This window comes from Acidithiobacillus concretivorus, from assembly GCF_018853445.1.
In the GTDB taxonomy this organism is placed as follows: domain Bacteria; phylum Pseudomonadota; class Gammaproteobacteria; order Acidithiobacillales; family Acidithiobacillaceae; genus Acidithiobacillus; species Acidithiobacillus concretivorus.
Map to the genome: position 1 here is coordinate 1 of NZ_JABELD010000127.1, position 19,223 is coordinate 19,223.

The 19,223-nt window shown below is 54.0% G+C and carries 22 protein-coding genes; 4 read left to right on the top strand and 18 right to left on the bottom strand.

The features are described 5' to 3' along the window. The 16 genes from HJG40_RS13395 to HJG40_RS13470 all read right to left on the bottom strand — a co-directional run. Window positions 1–508, bottom strand: a 508-nt coding sequence (locus HJG40_RS13395; RefSeq protein WP_264317580.1) for a pyruvate kinase, incomplete at its 3' end; no start/stop codon positions are given. Beyond that, window positions 505–1,896: an FAD-dependent oxidoreductase gene (locus HJG40_RS13400; protein WP_215864661.1), complete on the bottom strand. Its 1,392-nt coding sequence runs from the start codon at window positions 1,894–1,896 to the stop codon at window positions 505–507. The genes HJG40_RS13395 and HJG40_RS13400, both read right to left, overlap by 4 nt. A gap of 15 nt (window positions 1,897–1,911) precedes the next feature. After that, on the bottom strand, window positions 1,912–2,868 hold the full coding sequence (locus HJG40_RS13405; protein WP_215864662.1) for a 1-phosphofructokinase family hexose kinase: 957 nt from the start codon (window positions 2,866–2,868) through the stop codon (window positions 1,912–1,914). After that, window positions 2,865–3,857: a bifunctional enoyl-CoA hydratase/phosphate acetyltransferase gene (locus HJG40_RS13410; RefSeq protein WP_226857461.1), complete on the bottom strand. Its 993-nt coding sequence runs from the start codon at window positions 3,855–3,857 to the stop codon at window positions 2,865–2,867. Before HJG40_RS13410 ends, HJG40_RS13405 begins: the two co-directional genes overlap by 4 nt. Continuing rightward, complete coding sequence (locus HJG40_RS13415; protein ID WP_215864664.1) at window positions 3,838–5,025, bottom strand: acetate/propionate family kinase; 1,188 nt, start codon at window positions 5,023–5,025, stop codon at window positions 3,838–3,840. The genes HJG40_RS13410 and HJG40_RS13415 overlap by 20 nt, the downstream gene beginning before the upstream one ends. Beyond that, a complete protein-coding gene (locus HJG40_RS13420) occupies window positions 5,013–6,245 on the bottom strand; it encodes a 2-oxo acid dehydrogenase subunit E2 (RefSeq protein ID WP_215864665.1) in 1,233 nt (410 codons plus the stop codon). The genes HJG40_RS13415 and HJG40_RS13420 overlap by 13 nt, the downstream gene beginning before the upstream one ends. Beyond that, window positions 6,242–7,234, bottom strand: a complete 993-nt coding sequence (locus tag HJG40_RS13425) for an alpha-ketoacid dehydrogenase subunit beta (RefSeq protein WP_215864666.1) — start codon at window positions 7,232–7,234, stop codon at window positions 6,242–6,244. The genes HJG40_RS13420 and HJG40_RS13425 overlap by 4 nt, the downstream gene beginning before the upstream one ends. After that, window positions 7,231–8,295 carry a thiamine pyrophosphate-dependent enzyme gene (locus HJG40_RS13430; protein WP_215864667.1) on the bottom strand — a complete coding sequence of 355 codons (1,065 nt, stop codon included), beginning with the start codon at window positions 8,293–8,295 and terminating at the stop codon, window positions 7,231–7,233. Before HJG40_RS13430 ends, HJG40_RS13425 begins: the two co-directional genes overlap by 4 nt. Continuing rightward, entirely contained in the window at window positions 8,288–8,638 is a 351-nt protein-coding gene (locus HJG40_RS13435) for a carboxymuconolactone decarboxylase family protein (RefSeq protein ID WP_215864668.1), read from the bottom strand. Before HJG40_RS13435 ends, HJG40_RS13430 begins: the two co-directional genes overlap by 8 nt. A 28-nt stretch (window positions 8,639–8,666) precedes the next feature. Next, window positions 8,667–10,208: a 2,3-bisphosphoglycerate-independent phosphoglycerate mutase gene (gene gpmI / locus HJG40_RS13440; protein ID WP_226857462.1), complete on the bottom strand. Its 1,542-nt coding sequence runs from the start codon at window positions 10,206–10,208 to the stop codon at window positions 8,667–8,669. Continuing rightward, window positions 10,205–11,107 (bottom strand): phosphoglycerate kinase, encoded by a 903-nt coding sequence (pgk, locus tag HJG40_RS13445; RefSeq protein ID WP_215864669.1) that lies wholly within the window; start codon window positions 11,105–11,107, stop codon window positions 10,205–10,207. The genes gpmI and pgk overlap by 4 nt, the downstream gene beginning before the upstream one ends. A 17-nt stretch (window positions 11,108–11,124) precedes the next feature. Beyond that, window positions 11,125–12,141, bottom strand: coding sequence for a type I glyceraldehyde-3-phosphate dehydrogenase (gap, locus tag HJG40_RS13450; protein ID WP_215864670.1), 1,017 nt, complete (start codon window positions 12,139–12,141; stop codon window positions 11,125–11,127). A gap of 94 nt (window positions 12,142–12,235) precedes the next feature. Further along, window positions 12,236–12,427, bottom strand: a complete 192-nt coding sequence (locus HJG40_RS13455) for a phosphoglucose isomerase-related protein (RefSeq protein WP_226857463.1) — start codon at window positions 12,425–12,427, stop codon at window positions 12,236–12,238. Window positions 12,428–12,430: 3 nt separating this feature from the next. Further along, on the bottom strand, window positions 12,431–12,736 hold the full coding sequence (locus HJG40_RS13460) for a hypothetical protein (RefSeq protein ID WP_215864671.1): 306 nt from the start codon (window positions 12,734–12,736) through the stop codon (window positions 12,431–12,433). A 59-nt stretch (window positions 12,737–12,795) separates the two neighbouring features. Then, window positions 12,796–13,098 carry a hypothetical protein gene (locus HJG40_RS13465; RefSeq protein WP_226857464.1) on the bottom strand — a complete coding sequence of 101 codons (303 nt, stop codon included), beginning with the start codon at window positions 13,096–13,098 and terminating at the stop codon, window positions 12,796–12,798. A 159-nt stretch (window positions 13,099–13,257) separates the two neighbouring features. Then, on the bottom strand, window positions 13,258–15,855 hold the full coding sequence (locus HJG40_RS13470; protein ID WP_215864672.1) for a plasma-membrane proton-efflux P-type ATPase: 2,598 nt from the start codon (window positions 15,853–15,855) through the stop codon (window positions 13,258–13,260). 258 nt (window positions 15,856–16,113) lie between these two features. On the opposite strand from HJG40_RS13470, the gene HJG40_RS13475 reads away from it, so the two are divergent. Next, window positions 16,114–17,493, top strand: a complete 1,380-nt coding sequence (locus HJG40_RS13475; RefSeq protein WP_215864673.1) for a dihydrolipoyl dehydrogenase — start codon at window positions 16,114–16,116, stop codon at window positions 17,491–17,493. A 47-nt stretch (window positions 17,494–17,540) separates the two neighbouring features. Here HJG40_RS13475 and HJG40_RS13480 read toward each other — a convergent pair whose 3' ends face one another. Further along, window positions 17,541–17,846, bottom strand: coding sequence for a HigA family addiction module antitoxin (locus HJG40_RS13480; protein WP_215864674.1), 306 nt, complete (start codon window positions 17,844–17,846; stop codon window positions 17,541–17,543). Window positions 17,847–17,862: 16 nt separating this feature from the next. Next, on the bottom strand, window positions 17,863–18,141 hold the full coding sequence (locus tag HJG40_RS13485) for a type II toxin-antitoxin system RelE/ParE family toxin (RefSeq protein ID WP_215864675.1): 279 nt from the start codon (window positions 18,139–18,141) through the stop codon (window positions 17,863–17,865). Here HJG40_RS13485 and HJG40_RS13490 point away from each other — a divergent pair. From HJG40_RS13490 to HJG40_RS13500, 3 genes are all read left to right on the top strand, one after another. Further along, a complete protein-coding gene (locus tag HJG40_RS13490; protein WP_215864676.1) occupies window positions 18,140–18,322 on the top strand; it encodes a hypothetical protein in 183 nt (60 codons plus the stop codon). The genes HJG40_RS13485 and HJG40_RS13490 overlap by 2 nt on opposite strands. Window positions 18,323–18,351: 29 nt before the next feature. After that, entirely contained in the window at window positions 18,352–18,537 is a 186-nt protein-coding gene (locus HJG40_RS13495; protein ID WP_215864677.1) for a hypothetical protein, read from the top strand. 113 nt (window positions 18,538–18,650) lie between these two features. Then, on the top strand, window positions 18,651–19,223 hold a 573-nt coding region (locus HJG40_RS13500), incomplete at its 3' end, for a TolC family protein (RefSeq protein ID WP_215864678.1).

Here is a 19,223-nt window from a genome sequence, read left to right on the forward strand (position 1 = left end):
CCCCCCCCTCCAGATAAACACTCGGTAAATTGACGCCTTTGTGAGAAAGCAGTACGCCACCGACGATCACCAGACATAAAACGCCCTGCGCATCATGTTTTTCTACCCGAAGTTCCAGAAAACCGTCATTTAGATAGACCGTATCACCCTTGACGAGCGGCTTGGCAAGGCGTGGCAGTTCTAAAGGGATGGCCTGCGCTGTGCCCGGTGCGCCCGGAGCCAGCAGTACATGATCCCCATGTTTGAGAGTAACCGGTGCTGGCAAGCTGCCAATGCGGATTTTCGGGCCGGGCAGGTCGGCCAGAATGGCGACGCGATGCCCGGTCTTCCGGGCGGCATCACGGATGCGGACAATACGCGCCCGATGTTCATCGGCGGTGCCGTGGGCAAGGTTGAGGCGGGCGACATTCATACCCGCCCGAATCATCTGCTCCAGTACCTTGGGCGCATCGGATGCGGGCCCGATAGTGCAGACAATTTTACTGCGATGTTTGGGGAGCTTCATCATTGGCTGTCATCCACGCAGGGGTGGAGGAGGGCATAATGACGTTGCAGGGCATCCCCAGTTGCGGCAACCAGTGGATGCAACGAAGGGGTCAGGCGCGGCTGGCTGCCAAACTGCATGCTGACCAGATCGGGTGCAGTAGCATGCATCTGAATGGCAAGACCGATGGTATTGACCAGTTCTCCGGTGGTGGCGCCGCCCAGGACCTGTCCACCTAGGATTTGTAAGGAATCAGCAGCGAAAATGACGCGGCAAAAAATTTCCGTGGTATTGGGCATGGAGGCCGGATGGTGGTCGGGCAGGCGCGCTTCTCCACTCAAAATCGGAAAGCCTTCCTGTTCGGCCTGATGTTGGGTCAAGCCGGCCACACCAAAGGCCAAACCATCAATTTCACTGGCGTAGACGCTCACGGAGCCAGCATTGGAGCGCAATTGGCGCAGGCCATACAAATTCATTCCGGCAATGCGACCTTCAGCGGCGGCTTGTGAGGCGATCATGGCATGATTGGCCTTGCGCGTGAAAAAGTCCTGTTTGTGGGCACAATCACCCACCGCAAAAATATGCGGATCTTCCCGCGTGCGTTGAAAGGCATCAACCCAGACACCGCCTGAGCGGCTCAGGGTCAGACCCATAGCCCTGGCCAGATCCACCTGCGGACGGGTACCGATAGCAATCAGAACCGCATCGACCTCCAAGCTATCCTGTCCGGCGATCTGTACTTTGCCTACCCGTTTGCCATCGGCACCGGCCAGAAGGGCTTCCACTTTGCAGCCAGTATGAATATGGACGCCGTGCGCGCTGAGTTGCTTTTCCACCGCCGTACAGGCATCCAGATCAAAGGCGGCCTGCATCAAATGGGGGAGCATCTCGACAATGTGGACCTCAATGCCACGCTTGCGGATTTCGTCGGCAAACTCCACACCAATAAACCCTCCGCCAATAATCGCCAGTTTTTTGATTTGCGGAATCAGGGTGCTGAACAGTTTGTCGAGATAGTCATAATCTTTGTGAATGCTGAAAACGCCTTCCAGGTGGGTGCCCGGAATGGGCGGAATGAAGTTTTCGGCCCCAGTTGCCAGAACCAGACGCTCCCAATGGATGAGATCACCGTTTTCCAGGGTGGCGGTGCGCGCGTTGCGATCTATGCTGGCGACTTTACCAACCTGGAGTTGTCCACCTGCCGCGAGCAGCGGCGCACGTCCGGCCATGTCCTCTTCGGTGCCTCCCAGGGTGCCGAAAATATAGGGAATTCCGCAGGGAATAACGGCGTCCGTCTCGGGGCGAAGCACCAGAACCTTTTTGTGGGGAGAAAATTGGGCGGCGGTAATGCCCGTCATCATTCCCGCAGGACCACCGCCGACAATCAGGATATCCGTCGTATGTTCCATCATCTTGTAAAACTCCTTTTAAATGTCCAGCACCTTGACGTTGACCTGTTGTAGCAGGTCAACCACCAGACTGTGCGTAAATATTTCCGTACCAGGCCGTGCCGCCGTGCCGCTGCCACAAGCAACGGCCAGCCGCAACGCCTCGGCGGGACTTTGCTGGCGTGCGAGCGCCGCTACCAGTCCGGCAACCATGGAGTCTCCCGCGCCAACGGTGGATTTGACCGCTATGGCCGGGGCTTTGGCCAGATAACTGCCGTCAGGACCAACCAGCAGGGCACCATCACCGCCCAGAGAGATGCAAACATACTGGACGCCTTCCCGCTGGATGGTGCGCGCCTCCTGGGCGACGTCTTCCAGTGTCGGTAACTCGCGCTGTCTGAGCACAGAGAGTTCATAGCGATTGGGTTTGATAAGGTATGGCTGATGGGGCAGGGCCATTTGTAATAACGCGCCATGGGCATCGACTATGGCCTTGCCATTATCGGCCTGCACCTGATCCACCATGTCGCCGTAGATGTGATCGGGCACCCCCGGAGGCACCGAGCCGGTGAGTACCGCATATCCGCCCTTGCAGAGTTCCAGAAAGCTGGCTTTGACGGTACTGAGCGCAAGCTCGGAAACCAGTGGACCGATACCGGTCACCTCAAACTGCGCAGGAGGGTCCCCCTGAAGTATGGTGGCATTGACCCGGGTTTCGCCTTCCACACGCACGCAATGCGGACTGTCCAGTTGATGTTGCAGCAGTTTCTGTAATAAGTCACCAATATTGCCGGCCACGATGCAGCAGCTATGGGCGCAAACCAGGAGTTCCTTGAGGGCGCGGGCCACATTCACGCCATTACCGCCGGGATCATAGCGGGTAGTCAGGGCAAGGCTTTTCTGATCGGGAATCAGGTGCGGGACTTCATAGGCAATATCTACCGCCGGATTGAGGGTCAGGGTGGCGATGGCCTGGCATGGCTCAGATTCAGTCATTCGCAATGGACTCCCGTTTTATGGTAATGAATCAGTGCGGCCAAGGCCGCCGAAACCAGTCGGGCCCGGGCAGGATCAGCCCGGGAGGTAAGTATGACGGGCACTTTGGCCCCCATGACAATGCCAGCCATGGTGGCTCCGGCCAGATATTCCAGGTCCTTGGCGAGGATGTTGCCGGACACCAGATCGGGTACCAGCAGGATATCGGCATCTCCCGCGACTTCACTGCGGATGCCTTTGATCTGCGCGGATTCTTTGGAAATGGCATTATCAAAAGCCAGTGGCCCATCGACCAGCGCATCGGTAATTTGACCGCGCTCGGCCATCTTGGAAAGACAGGCGGCGTCCACGGTCGAGACAATGGCCGGGTTGACGACTTCTACCGCCGAAAGAATAGCAGCCTTGGGGTGGGCGACATCCAGAATATGCGCCAGGTCGATGGCATTTTGCAAAATGGCGGCTTTGGTCGGCAAATCCGGGGTGATGTTGATGGCCGCATCGGTAATCAGCAGGAGTTTGTGATAGCTGGAAATATCGGTAACGAATATATGGGAAAGACGCTTTTCCGTACGGAGTTTGGCGAGAATGGGATGGAGAAAAGCGTCACTGTGCAAATGCCCTTTCATCAGCGCTTTTGCTGTTCCTGAAAGGACCATTTCCACGCCTTTGGCGGCAGCATCATCGGGATTGTCGGCGGCGACGATCTGAAAGTTGGAACAACTGCCCGAATCGGCTCCCATCTGTTGGAGCAGATGCCGGATTTTAACCGCATCCCCAATCAACACGGGCTCGACAATGCTTTGTTTCTTGGCCTCGCAGGCACCGCGCAACACATGTTCCTCGGCCGCATCCACCACCGCTACAGGAATATCCGGGAGGGGTGCAATGGCAGCGAGCAGATCATCAAAGTGTGGATAGGACATCTTTGCTTCCTCCGGGGTTGAGCTTATCCATATAACATATTGAGATTCATGGAGTATCCGTGCCAAATAGTCGCAGGGTATGGCGAGCGATCATCAAATCCTCATCGGTAGGCATCATCAGTATCTCAATGGGGCTTTCCCGTGCTGAAATCCGGCGGGTCTCCTGAGCGACTGCGGAATTTGCCACGGGGTCCAGGTGAAATCCTAGCGCTTCAAGAGGACGACAAATGGCCCAGCGCACGGCCGCCGCATGTTCGCCAATGCCGCCGGTAAAAATCAGGCGCTGAACGCTGCCCAGCACGGCCATGAGACTACCGATATGCTTGCGGGCACTATAGGCAAACTGGGCAATGGCCTGTGCCGCATGCGGATTCTGTTCACGTTGCTGAAGCAGAATCTGCATGTCACCGCTACAGGCCGAAATCCCCAGCAAGCCGGAAAGATGATTGAGCAGCCGCTCCAGTTGTGGCGCGGTGTAGCCTTTTTCGGCCATTAAATAAAGGAGTATGCCCGGATCCAGATCCCCGGAGCGGGTACCCATGACCAGACCACCGGTAGGGGTTAAGCCCATGGTGGTGTCCAGACAACGGCCATCGGCAACGGCCGCCATGCTGGCCCCATTCCCCAAGTGGGCAATGATGGTGGGGGCTTTCCCCTGATCCGGAAGCTGGCTGACAATATACTCGTAAGAGAGGCCATGAAAGCCATATTTTCGCACCCCTTCCTGCCAGAGATTGCGCGGCAGCGGCAGGCGCGCAGCTACTTCCGGCAAATTTTGGTGAAACGCGGTGTCCAGACAGGCTACCTGGGTTTTCCCCGGCCAGATTTTTTCCAGAGACTCGATGGCAGCGATTTCGGCCGGTAAATGCAAGGGGGCAAAAGCCAGGGCGTTGCGTAGATCGTTGAGGACGGCTTTATCAATGCGCACATGGGTCTGGCGATGCGGCCCGCCGGAAACAATCCGGTGACCGATGGCATCAGGATGGTTGTTACCCAGTTCGGTTAAGGCCTGCACAATGGCCTGCAAAGCGGCTGTTTGATCCGGGAAGGCTTGTTGTCGGTCCAGTACCCGTTGATCCGTCCGGTCGAGCCATATTCTCCCGACACTTTGGCCAATACGTTCGACAGCCCCACTAAGCTGCTGCTCCTCAAGCCCTGCGCCAAAGGCAAACAGGGCAAACTTGATGGAAGAAGAGCCGCTGTTGATGGACAGAATCCGGGTTATTTCAGCCAAGACAAATCCTCCAGACGTTTGCCCAGACGCTGAAGGAAACGCGCCGCATCTGCCCCGAAAATCACCCGATGATCACAACTCAAGGTAAAATCTGTCAGTCCATCGCTACCGGCAGCAGCCACCGCCAGAATGGCTGCTGCACCCGTGGGCACAATGGCATTGAAGCGCTCGATTTCCGGGAAAATGCCCAGATTGGACAGATAAAAACTGGCGCCCTGATAGTCGCTAGGGGTGATCCGGCCTTTTTTGATCTTGCCCAGCAGGATGCGCCAATCCTCCGCGAGTTCGGATAATACTCGACCTGCAGCATCTCGCAGCACCGGGGTGATCAGACCTGCACCGGTATCTACGGCTATCCCTAAATCCACCCGCTGCCGTTTGGCGAGACCCTGGCTGGTCCAGGTGTGATTGAACCAGGGGTCTTCGGCCACGGTCAGGGCACAAGCCTTGCTCAATGCCAGTGTGAAACTCAACCCGGCGTTTTTTGCTGCTTTTTGTATGGGTACCAGGTCAAAGCGGCTACTGATCAAAAAAGTCGGTGTATGGAGGGTTGCTGACATGTTACGGGCGACGGCAGCCCGCAGGGCACTGGGCTTTTCCATCTGGTAGGGTGGACCCATGCGCAAGTCCACGTCCTGAGGCGCTAAGGCTACGGCCAGAACCTGACTGGCATGTATCACCCCATCCGGTCCCGGCGTGATCTGGCGTATGTCCAGATTCAGATCTGCCGCCAGAGCGCGGGCGTAGGGAGAAATCAGCACCCCGTCGGCATGGTCGCTGGATTTTGTAGAGATTGTCTCGGTGTTTTGCCTTAGCGGTGCGGAAGGGCTTGCTTGGGACGGTGATGGAGCGGGATTTGCTATTCCCGTCGCCGCGATTTGCGCGGCCGGTGCCGAAACCGGCACTGGTGCAGCATCTGCAACAGCCGCATGAGGCTCGGGCGAGGCAGGAGTAGCAGGCGCATCCGGTGCCATGGCCGGTGCTTGGTCAACGATATACCCGATAACCTGGCGAACCGGAATATCGGTGTCCGTAGCCGCCAATGGTCCGGCCAGAAAACCATCTGCAAAGGCCTCCACGTCCAGAATCGCTTTATCGGTTTCGACTTCGGCAATGGCTTCGCCCTTTTTGATGGCATCACCAACGGACTTGTTCCAGCGGGTCAGGCGACCGGTTTGCATGGTGTCCGACAACACCGGCATGGTAATGGAGTTTTTCATGATTGACCTCCGGGCACGCCCAACATTTGTCGGGCTGCCTTAATGATGTCTTCCGTACGCGGGATACTGGCGGCTTCGAGCTGGCCATTGAAGGGCGTGGGAATATCCATTCCTGCTACCCTCTGGATGGGACTATCCAGAAAATAAAAGCAGCGTTCCTGAAGGGTGGCGCTCAATTCCGCACCCGCTCCGGCAAAACGGCAGTCTTCTTCCACAATCAGACAGTGATGGGTTTGCTGCACGGATTGCACGCAGGTATCCCAGTCGATGGGCGCCAGACTGCGCAAATCAATGACCGTCATTTCAATGCCTTCTTTGGCCAGAAACTCCGCAGCTTCCAGAGCCAGAATCACCATCCTGGAATAAGAAATACAGGTAATGTCCCGTCCCTGACGACGAAGCAGAGCCTGATGAACAGGCGGGGCAACAGCATTTTCATTGACATCGCCCTTACTGAAATACAGCAGTTCATGCTCCAGAATAATGAGAGCGTCATCACTATGAATGGCTTGGCGTAGTTGCCAGTAGGCATCCTGAGGCGTGGCGGGAACGGCTATCCGCAATCCGGGCACGTTCATGAGGGTATGCTCCAGGCGCTGGGAATGCTGGGCACCCAGTTGTCGGGCAATGCCACCCGGCATGCGAATGGTCAGGGGCATGGGAAATTGCCCCCCGGACATGAACGGGATTTTGGCGGCCATGTTGATGATGGCGTCAATGGCAAACAGGGCAAAATTGATGGTCATGATTTCGACCACCGGACGCAGACCCAGCATCGCCGCGCCTACACCAAGGCCGGTAAAGCTGTTTTCGGAAATGGGTGTATCGCGCACGCGCCATTCGCCATATTTGGCCATGAGACCTTCCGTCACCCGGTAGGTCCCGCCATAAAGACCTACGTCTTCGCCCAGCGTGATGACGGTCTCGTTCGCCGCCATTTCTGCATCCATGGCACGATTCAGCGCCTGCCAATAAAAAAGATCGCTCATGGGGCTGTCTCCATCAGTACTTCATAACGGCGATTATGATGAAAGACGGACCAGGCATCTTGCATGTCCGGCTCCGCGCTTTGTTGGGCAAAACGGACGGCGTCATCCACTTCCGTCTGTACTTCCTGACGTAATCGGGTGATTTCCGCCTCGTTGAGATGACCTTCCTGGCAGCAATGGTCACAAAAGTGGCTAATGCAGTCGGTACCTACGGCAGCCATCGCTCCTGCAGAGGGATAAGCGGATTCCGCTTCGTGGATAGCTGCGGCAATGGGATCGTTGGCTTGATAGGCATTCAGTTCCACATTGGGGCGATAGCTCGCCGGATCTGCCATGGAGTGTCCGCGATAACGGTAGGTTTCCAGCTCCAGAAATTGGGGCCCGTCGCTGCTGCGAACCCGCTCCAGCGCCTTTTGGGCAGCGGCATGCACCGCAAGAACATCCATGCCGTCGACTTTTTCCGCCGGAATCCCGTAGCCGCAGGCGCGCTTATACACCTCGGTAATAGCCGAATGACGGTGAATTTCCGTACCGATCTGATAGTGATTGTTCTCACAGACAAAGAGAATGGGGAGTTTCCAGAGCGCCGCCATATTCAGGGATTCATGAAAAGTACCCTGGTTGACCGCGCCATCGCCAAAAAAGCAGATCACGGCTTCCGGCAGGCGGCGGTAGGCGACGGCGTAAGCTGCCCCCAAAGCGATGGGAAAGGTTTCGCCGACAATGGCATAGCCCCCCAAAAAGCGCCGACTGGCATCAAATAGATGCATGGAACCGCCCATCCCTTTGCTGATGCCGGTGATCTTGCCATGCAGTTCCGCCATGATTTCCCGCGCAGGAATCCCCCGAACCAGGGCATGGACATGCTCCCGGTAGGTGCTGACGACATAGTCACCCGGTTCGGCGGCATGTAATATCCCTACGGCCACTGCCTCCTCACCCGGATACAGGTGCAAAAAACCGGCAATCTGTCCTTGGGCATAACCCTGGGCAGCGGCCTCTTCAAAAGCGCGGGCGCGGAGCATATCCCGGAGCATGGCGCGCATCTGTAGTCTATCCATGGTGGTCCTCCGTGAAAAACTCATCCAACGCCTTGCTCAGGGGTACCAGATACATCAGGGCCGGGCCACCGTGCATAATGACGGCCATGAAACCGGCACTCATGATTTCATCCCGACTGGCTCCGGCTGCAATGGCGTTTTTGGTGTGCAAGGCAATGCACCATTCACATTGCGCGGCCACCGACAGGGCCACGTTAATCAGCTCTTTTTGTACCGCACTCAGGGCCGGGTTTCCTTCCGCCTTCCCCATAAAACCCAAAAAGGAGTTGATTTCGGCTGGATAATCCTGTTTGAGATTTTCCATCAGCTGCTGTACATCGGTGAGGCGATCTTTGGCGGTCATGGTATTTCTCCTGAGATCTAAAAAAGCATTAGGGCCTGCGTGGATTGAGGATTAAGCTCGTACCAGTCATTTGCTTGGGTTGTGGGAGTCGCATGAGCTCCAGAATGGTGGGTGCAATATCTGCTGTTCCGCGACCGACTCCCAGTAACGCCGGATGCTCATCAATCAATAGCATGGGTACGGGATAAACGGTGTGCTGGGTGTGGGGCTCACCACTGACTGGATCGACCATTTCATCACAGTTACCATGATCTGCAGTCAGAATCACTTTAAAGCCCTGTTGCCTGGCCACCTGGACGACCCGATGGAACTGCAGGTCAAGGGTCTCTACCGCCCTGAGAATGGCTGGGATTTTCGCGGTGTGGCCCACCATGTCACCATTGGCAAAATTCACCACGATGAAATGGTATTGACCACTTTGCAAGGCGGCAATAATGCGATCTGCAACCTGTGCTGCACTCATTTCCGGTTTCAGATCGTAGGTAGCAACCTGTGGGGACGGAATAATTTCACGATCCTCGCCAGGGAATGGTTCTTCCCGCCCGCCATTGAAAAAATAAGTGACATGCGCATATTTTTCAGTTTCCGCACAGTGAAATTGCTTAAGTCCAGCGTTACTGATTACTTCCGCTAAAACCTGTTCGGGAATTTCCGGGGGGAAAAGCACCGGAAAAGAATATTCATCATTGTAGGAAGTCATGCACAGCGCTTTTCTGGCCCTTTCCGTGCCTCGATCAAAATAGGTGAAATCGGGCATGGCAATGGCTGCACTAAGTTGACGCATGCGGTCGGAGCGAAAGTTGAAAAAGAACACAGGCTCCTGCTCAGTAATGCGATATTCTTGCGGATTACCGATAATCGTGGGCTGAATGAATTCGTCTCCCTCATCACGCTGCCAGGCTTGATGTATCGCGGTTTCGGCGCTGTCTGCCTGCAAACCTTCACCACGCAGCAAGGCTGCCCAGGCTTGCTGCGTGCGGTCCCAATGTCCGGCCCGGTCCATAGCGCTATAACGACCGCAAATTGTGGCAATCCTGCCTTTGCCGAGCTCTTGGAAAGCTTTTTCTAGCGTGGCTGCGAAACGGTCTGCGCAGCGTGGTGCCGTATCGCGCCCATCGGTAATCATATGGACTACAGGCTCCACACCCGCTTGCACCAGCAAAGGCAAGATCGCCAGAAGATGGTCGATATGCGAATGGACGCCGCCATCAGACACCATACCCACCAGATGCAAGCGTGCTGTTCCCTGCAAAATTTTTTGCCAAGCCGGGATGCTGGCAAAATGGCCGGAGGCGAGACTGTCGGAAATGCGCACGAGATCCTGGAGTAACACCCGACCCGAGCCCAGAGTGAGATGGCCCACTTCCGAGTTACCAAACTGACCATCCGGCAAGCCGACGGCACGCCCCGACGCCTGGAGCGCCGTATGCGGAAAACTGGCAAAATAATGGTCGAGATGCGGGGTGCGCGCCTGTGCCCAGCCGTTATAAGCGCGATTGGGGTTCAGGCCGAAACCGTCAAAGATCACCAGTAATACCGGATGTACCTGCTCTTTGTCTGCTTGCATCATGATGCACTTCCCAAGAGACCTGCGTTCCTCTCTTCAATGATCTGGATGGCGGGCAAACTTTTTCCTTCGAGAAATTCGAGCAAAGCGCCACCGCCTGTACTGATGTACGACATCTCCGATTCCAGACCCATCCGGTTGATAGCTGCAATGGTATCGCCTCCGCCAATCAGCGAATAAGCATCGCTTTGTGCAATGGCATTGGCAAGGCACCGGGTACCCAGGGAGAAGGCAGGGTACTCCACAATGCCGATCGGTCCATTCCAAATAATGGTCTGCGCGCCCATGAGGATCTGCTCATACTGTGCAATGGTTTGCGTTCCAAGATCAACAATATAGTCGCCGGAGCCAATCTGGTCCCTGGCGCAGACTTTTGTCTGTGCCTCTGCGCTAATCTGCTCTGCGACGGTGAAATCCTCTGGAAGCGGAATCGGTTTTCCTGCACTTTTAGCCAAGCGCATCAGGTTTCGCGCTTTTTCGACAAGTGTTGCATCGTAAAGAGATCGGCCAATGAGCAATCCTTCCGCTTCACCGACATTGAACCGGACATTTTCCAGTAGAACTATTTGTGCGTCCTGCAGGACATGCAGCTGGGCCGCGCCCTGCTCGGTCGTCCAGTCGCGAATCAGCGGAATTTTCCGGCTTAATAAAGTGCCCACGCGATCTGCAACCACGGACAAGCTGAATTTGGCATCCCAATGCCCTTCTACGGGCCGTCCCAAGTGGGACATAACCATTACCCGGGCTCCCGCTTCTATGGCGTAACGCAAGGTATCCAAACTGGAACGGATGCGCGTATCATCCGCAATTTCGCCCTGTTCATTGATGGGTACATTGAGATCTTCGCGAATAAGCACGCGCTTTCCCTGAAGAGCCACATCCGTCATTGATAATAAGGCCATGTCCCCTCCCTTGATGGCTAGCGATTCAACCCCATCATGGCGAGAGAAACATCAACCATACGGTTCGAAAATCCCCATTCATTGTCATACCAGCCACAGATCTTGACCAGTTTACCCTTAACCTTGGTCAGCGATTTCTCATAGGTGCTGGAATGCGGGTCGTGGTTGAAATCAATGGAAACGAGAGGTTTGTCATTGATGGCCATGATGCCCTTGAGTGGACCTTCGGATACTGCCTGCATGACCTGATGCACATCGTCAACGGTCACTTCTTTGCTGACCAGGCAGGTCAAATCAACAATGGAAACATTATGGGTAGGCACACGGATGGCAAAACCGTCCAGCTTGCCGTCGAGTTCCGGAATGACCAGACCGATAGCCTTGGCTGAGCCCGTTGTTGTCGGAATCATGCTCATCCCGGCGGCACGCGCCCGATGCAGGTCTTTATGGAAGACATCGGTAATCCGTTGATCATTGGTCATGGCATGAATGGTGTTCATGGTCCCTTGTTCGATGCCCGCAAAATCATGGAGCGTCTTGGCGAGAGGTGCCAGGCAGTTGGTCGTGCAGGAGCCATTGGAGACAATGACGTGCTTGTCGGGATCCAGAAGATGATGATTGACTCCGTAAACCACCGTCAGATCCACAGGATCTTTGGCCGGTGCAGAAATCAGCACTTTTTTTGCGCCGCCCTGCAGGTGTAGAGCGGCCTTGTCGCGGGTGGCAAAAAATCCGGTGGATTCAATGACCAGATCTACGCCTAAATCTCCCCAGGGCAGCTTGGCGGGGTCCCGTTCGGCCAGAACTTTCACATGGTCTTTGCCAATACAAATAGAATCTCCGTCAATGCTGACCGGAAAAGGAAAGCGACCATGCACGGAATCATATTGGGTCAGGTGGGCATTGGTTGCTGGATCACCCAGATCGTTGACCGCGACAATCTGGATTTCTTCCGTACGCTGGCTCTCATAAATAGCCCGTAAAATCATCCGGCCAATTCTGCCATAACCATTGATACCGATACGTAATGTCATCACAAGCTCCTTATCTGCAGAAAATAAACCACGTTTCACATGGACAAAAGTTCATGCCCCACGACTTTAAAGTGGTGCGGCACAGCCTCTTCTCCTAGAGCGGAAATAACCCACTGATGCGCCGTCTGGCGTTGGTCATGGTCGCCAGAGTGGTGAAGGTTTTGGAGGAAACGATAAAAAGGGTTTCAGCGGGGTCGGCATCTTCCCTAATACTGGAACCTTTCAGTGTTTTGGCGTGAGCCTGTAAATCCCGCCATATAGACAACTGCGTTATAGGGACAGTCATTTGTCATTGCTCCATCAAACAGACTGTCAAGCGCTGTTCCAATTCTAGGCGTGCGCGTATCATCAGGCTCAGGTAGCGCTCAATCGCTGATGTTGATAGATTATCAACATCGTGATAATGCGCGATGCACCATTGCCTGACTTTGTGCGCATTACCGATGCGCAGACTCAGTTGATCAAAGGTGGAACGTGAAATCTGTAAAAACCGTGTGTGGCCTTGGTGACTGGCTAAATCGATGCGCACAAAATCTGCAAAGATCGTTGACGGCGCTTCATTGAAACTAATCTGATGGCTGGATGATGTTTCCATGGTTCTGATTCCTCTGATAATGTTCAGCGGCTTACCTGGTGAGGTGGTTTTTCAGGTTACTACATCGGGCAATGAGCGCTTGCTAATCCTCCGAAAATGATCTGGATGGCCTGTTGATTAAAATAACGCCCATCGCCACCTAAAATCAGGGCGGCATTTTGATGGTTGGGCACAGCCTCAAAAATGGACTGAATGAAATGCTCTAAGTAGCCCGGCTCCTGAAACACGTTGACTTTTTTTCGCAGTCCTGAAGTTCCCGGACGTTGATCCAGGTATTCTTTTGTCTGAACCGTTTTTATTTGCATGTTAACACCACCTGATTGGTCATCTGCATCCCCATCTTTCCAGTCCTGGTCACCCAAAAAAGTACCCAAGACCACTTACTCCCGCCCATGCGGGTGATTGCTGTCTTTTCCGGCAAAAGTATCAACCAATCTTCACCTATTCTTATACATTATAGCAGGCATTATAGACGGGGCGCGGAAACCGCGATGCACTGTGCAGGTCCACGCGCAGCACGCTCAGTGGTCTCCATTTTCCTGCCCGGCATCTGTGGTCTTGCCATGTTTGGAAAAGGCTTGGCGTATGGTGCGGTTAAACGCCAGATCCTCTCGTTCTATATCCGTTAGGACAGGATGCAGCGAGCGATTAAGAATGCCCAGAAACCGGCTCTGATGTTCTGCTTCATGATCCATCAGTCGGTGAATGCCCAATTTGGCAAGGTCGGCCAGCAGCATCCACACAATGTTGTATGCCCACACCAGTCCAATGGTCTCCAAGGGGACGGCGGTCATGAGCCAGCCGAAGCCGACAATAGCTACGCCCACAATCTGGGTACCTACAATGGCCAGCAAGAGAATCGGAGCAGGGTAGGGGGGGCGCCAGAAAGGCCCGCGCACCCTGGTCAGGAATAACATGAGGTGCCCGCCGGCAATCAGCTGCAAGAACATAATGCTCTGTGCTTCCGGCAAAGGAATATGAAAAACAAAACGCGTGATGAGATAGAGCCCGAAGGTTCCTGCAAAAGCCAGAATACCCATAGCCGAGGACAGACTGAGCACTCTCGGCATTTCCCAATGAACGGGTGACTTCTGCACTGCGGTATGGTCCCAGGCAATGGTCATAATGGGAATGTCATCGAGCAGGGAGAGTAGGACCACCATGATGGCGGTCAAAGGATAGGAGTTGAAAATCAGCATGGCCACGACCACAAAAAACAGAATATCCAGAGTCATGGCGATACGATAAATCGTATAACTGGTCATCCGCTCAAAAATACGTCGCGCTTCCTCGACGGCTTTGACAATAACATTCAGTCCCGGAGCTGTCAGAATCAGGGCGGCAGCACCGCGAGCGGCGTCGGTGGCGCCAGATACAGCAATCCCTACATCCGCCTGTTTCAACGCCGGAGCATCGTTCACCCCGTCGCCCGTCATGGCGACAATATGCCCACGTTGCTGCAAGGCTTTGACAATGGCGTATTTGTGTTCAGGAAACACCTGAGCAAAGCCATCGGAGTGTTCTATTTCATCGCCCAGCGCCCGGGGTAGCGCCCCGCCCTCGGCAAACTTCGAGAGCCGGTCATCGACGGTCAGAATATGCGTGCCCAGATTCAATTGGCCGGCAATTTCACTGGCAATGGCCTGATGATCACCCGTCACCATCTTGACTTCGATGCCGTGCTCCTGCGCTTCCATGATGGTTTGCTTGGAATCGACCCGGGGCGGATCCAGCAACGAAAGAATCCCGAGAAAACGCCAGTTTTGCCCATCATCGTCGGAACGGACCACCCCCAAAGTACGAAACCCCTTGGCGGCGGCATCCTCCACCACTTTTTCGGCCTTGGCACGTTCGGTATCAGCCAGTTTGGCCATTTCAATGAGAACTTGGGGCGCGCCCTTGCTCACCCGAAACTTTTGTCCGTCGCTTCCGTGAAGTTGCCCTTCCGTACGCTTGGAGATGGGATCAAAAGGAATGAATTTGTCCTGAGTGAAAGCCGCCAGAGTTATATCGCGATCGGGAAGTCCGGCAAGCACGGCATTATCAATGGCGTCGGCATCTTCGGCTTTGCTGGCCAAAGCCGCAGCGAGAATAAGTTCCTGCTCGTTTTGTGCGGTAAACAGAGCACTTTCACCCAGGGTAATTTTGTTTTGAGTCAAAGTTCCGGTTTTGTCCGAGCAGAGAATATCTACTCCGGCCATTTCCTCAATGGAAGTCAATTTGGAAACGATGGCCTTCATGCGCGATAGGGCAAGAGCTCCCAGGGCCATGGTGACCGACAACACTGCCGGCATGGCGACCGGAATGGAAGCCACCACCACCACCAGGACAAAAGCCAGCAGAGTTAAGAAAGGCAAGCCCCGCAATAGTTCTACAACAACCAGCAATAACGAAAGCGATAGAGCCAGAACAATTAAAAAGTTACCGATATTAAGTACGGCTTTCTGAAAGTGCGAAACAGGTGCGGCTTTTTGCACCAGGCTTGCCGTGCGGCCGAAAAAAGTCGCAGAACCTGTTGCATAGACCAGCCCCAACATTTCACCCTGCTTGGCAATGGTTCCAGAGTAGGCCACATCTCCGGGTTTTTTATTGACCGGTAAAGACTCGCCCGTCAGAGCAGATTGATCCACGGACAGATAATCACCGGAAATGAGTTTGATATCTGCCGGTAAAATATCCCCCAAGCGCAGACGAACGACGTCACCCGGCACCAGTTGCGCGGCGTCAACGCTTTGCCATTGTTGATCCCGCAGGACCCGCGCCTTGAGTGCCAATTGGTTTTTCAGCGCCTTAAGGGCGTCATTGGCGCCTTTTTCTTCCCAAAAACCAATGCCGCCGTTGATGAGCAGCATGGCAAAAATGACAAAAAAGCTCTTCCAGTCGCCGTTAATGGCTGATAAAACCGCCGCTACTTCAATCATCCAAGGGATTGGTGCCCAAAAATAAGAAACCAATCTACGCCAGAGTGGTATTTCTTTTTCTTCCAGCAGGTTACTGCCAAATTGGCCCAAACGGTTACTGGCTTCGCTACTGCTTAAACCTTTATCGCTACTTTCCAGTGCCTGAAAGCTGGCATTCAAATCCAGGCTTTCAAAACCCTTTGCATCAACTGGTTGCATGCGGTGGTCTCCCTTTATAAACATTCTCCGCTAGCCAAACTTGTTTTGTGGCCGCTTCACAATTCAAATCTCAATATCCTAATATAAGATAGCACAAGATTCGGTCGGTCAATCTGTCTTCCCATCGTTCACGATCAATGAGTATAGACAAAGTGAGAAAGCCATCATGATTTTTAATAATATATTCATATCTGCCTGTTTCTTTTTTCTGGCTATGCTAGGCTTTATTAGGTTGGATTCCATGTAGAGGGCAGCAAAATGACCGTTCAGGAAGTGGATTTGTTGTGCATGGGTGCGGGGGGAGGGGCTTATCCGGCCGCTTTTCATCTGGCAAAAGCCGGGAAAAAGGTACTCATGGTCGATCCGAAGGGCGTGATGAGTGGAAACTGTCTGTATGAAGGGTGCGTTCCCTCCAAGGCGATTCGGGAAACAGCCGCTTTTTACCAGGATGTTCAGCGTTTTCAGCCTTATGGCCTCGCGGGCAATCTGCACGTGGATTTTGCCGCCATGCTTCAGCACAAAGACGCCATTCAGGAGCGGCGTTATGCCCAGCATGCAGCAGAACTGGCAGCAGAACCCCTTATTCGCCTGATCAAGGGCGTAGCGCGCCTGATAGATCCTCACACCGTAAAAGTAGATACGGATGCGGGAACCGATATTTATCATGCCCAACACATCCTGATTGCCAGCGGATCAGAGGTTTTTATCCCACCCTTGCCTGGCGCTGAATACTGCCTGACCAGTCATGATTTGTATAAACCTTCGCCAGCCATGCGGACCTTGCCCGGAAAACTGATGGTTATCGGTGGTGGTTACATAGGTCTGGAAACGGCGACATTTTTTGCTGCCTTGGGTACGGAGGTTACCTTGCTGCAAAAAGGCGCACAAATCCTGAACGGCATGGATCCCGGCATGGTCAACCGGTTGCTGCCTTTACTTCCTAAAGGGCTTGAACTTCGCACTAATGTAGAGGTGCAGCGTGTTGAAAATACAGGTACAGGTCGTCGGGTTGTGTGGCTTCAGGATGGCAAGGAACAAAATCAGGAGGTCGATGCAGTGCTGCTCGCCGTGGGGCGTCGTCCGGTAATTCCAGAAGGTGCAGAAGCGCTGGGCATTGCGTTTGATCATCATGGTATTCAGGTGGGCCCCAGTCTGCAGACCCGCTTCCCACATATTTATGCAGCAGGGGACGTCAATGGACGTGTTCCGCTTTTTCATGCGGCGGTGCGTCAATCTCTGGTTGCCGCGCACAATATTCTGGCGGGGAACGTTCCTGCCGATTATGCGGATTTCGACCATGTCCCCACAACGATATTCACCTTGCCAGCGGCAGCTTATATTGGTCTGACACCGGCCAAAGTACCCCCGGGGTCGCTGCTGGAAGCCCACTATGCCTTTTCGGAAGATTCCAGAGCGCAAATTCTGGAACGTCTGGAAGGCGAAATCCGGCTCTTTTTTGAGCCCGGCAGTTTGCGTATTCGCGGAGCATGGATTGTAGGTATTGATGCAGGCAGTCTGATTGGGCAAGTGGGCACGGCCATTGCTGGCGGAATGACGGCCTATGACCTGGCGCGTTTCGCTGATCAGCATCCCATGTCAGCGGAAGGTATCGGCAAGGCCGCCCGCAGTTTAATGTAGATTATTCTGTGCGATTAATATAAGGTTTTCAGGCTAAAACTGGGCGCTTATGCCACCTGTTGTCTAGGCTGTACTTCGCGGGCAATGGCGGCGCCTGTTCCGTTTTCCGTTTTACGCAGATCGTAAGCAACTTGTAGTCCCAACCAGAATTCCGGGCTGGTCTGAAAGTAGCGGGACAAACGCAACGCCGTATCTGCTGAAACTGCCCGACGCTCACGAATGATTTCATGGATACGTGGTGACGGCACCCGCAATGCCATAGCCAATGCGTGTGATGTCATTTTCAGCGGGGCCAAAAACTCCTCACGTAATACTTCGCCCGGATGAATAGGGCGCATTCCATTTCGGGTCATGATTTCGATTCCTCTGTTAATGATAATCGACAATTTCCACATCATGCACATCGCCATTCTGCCAAATGAAACATATTCGCCACTGATCATTAATGCGAATGCTCCACTGGCCTGCACGATCACCGGAAAGTTTTTCCAGATGGTTACCAGGCGGACTTTTAAGATCTTTAATGTCCTTCGCGCAATCCAGCATCAGTAACTTACGTTCCGCTTTTGCCTGAATCGCCTGGAATCGCAAAGCCCCGCCTCCGGTAAATAAGGCTTGCGTATCTTTACAACGAAAGGACTTAATCATGAGCAAAACGTACAACGCAGTACGTTATACGTCAAGTGGATTTTATTGTGACCGCCGCCTTCTGCAAGGCATTTCCAAGGATAAGGTCCTGGAGACTGTACGAATTGTGCGCTTTGCCATGGCGACTAAAATCATTGGTGATGCCGAACCGATTTTCGATGCCCTGACTGGTCTTGAGTAATTATCTGTGATCCAATCAGGAGCCTTAACATGAACATATCGACCAGACACCGGGGTAAAGAAGTTTTCAAGGGACTTGATGGCGCAGTGACCTTGTACGCCGAGCTTCGGGTTACAGCGGCACACAATGAGGCTGTCGGGCCGGTAGGGGCCGCAGTGGTAGTGGGTCCGGTTGAGTCGTTCTATCTTACCCGCAGACTGGTTTTGGCAGACTGAGTAACCGGTGCAATGACCAACGCATGTGCCGTTTTGTTGCGTCGGATAGTGGTTTGACGCAAATATGTAGATTCGCTATTTTGGCACCCACTTATCTTAATAAGGACATAATAATGGGCCTTAGTCGCATTTTCTGGTCCTCCCTTGTGGTGACCTGGATTCTGGGTGTAACCCCTGCCTGGGCAGAAAACCTGATTGATGCCTATCAGCAGGCCTACCATACCGACCCGGTACTGGCTCAGGCCCGCGCCGAACTGTCCGCGCAAATGCAGGACAAGCCTCTGGCGCGTTCGGCCTTGCTGCCACACGTGGGGGTTGGTGCCGCGGTAGGCTTTAATACCGCCGACATTACCGGCTTTGGCAATATCGATATTAATCGCGCCTATTTATCCGACAGCTACAGCGTCAATATCACCCAGTCCGTATTCAACGGCCAGGCCTGGACGGCGCTGAAACAGGCGGACTCGCGCATACAAGCCAGCGCTGCCGGCCTGACCTATTCTGAACAGCAGCTCGCCCTGCAGGTCGCCAAAGCTTATTTTGCGGTACTGGAAGCCCAGGCCCAGGAACGGGTTGCCAAAAAGCAGAAATCACTGCTGGAAAGCATTTACCAACAAACCCAAGCCACCCTGAAAATCGGCACGGGAGACATTATTGCAGTGCGTGAAGCCCAAGCCCGGGTGGAT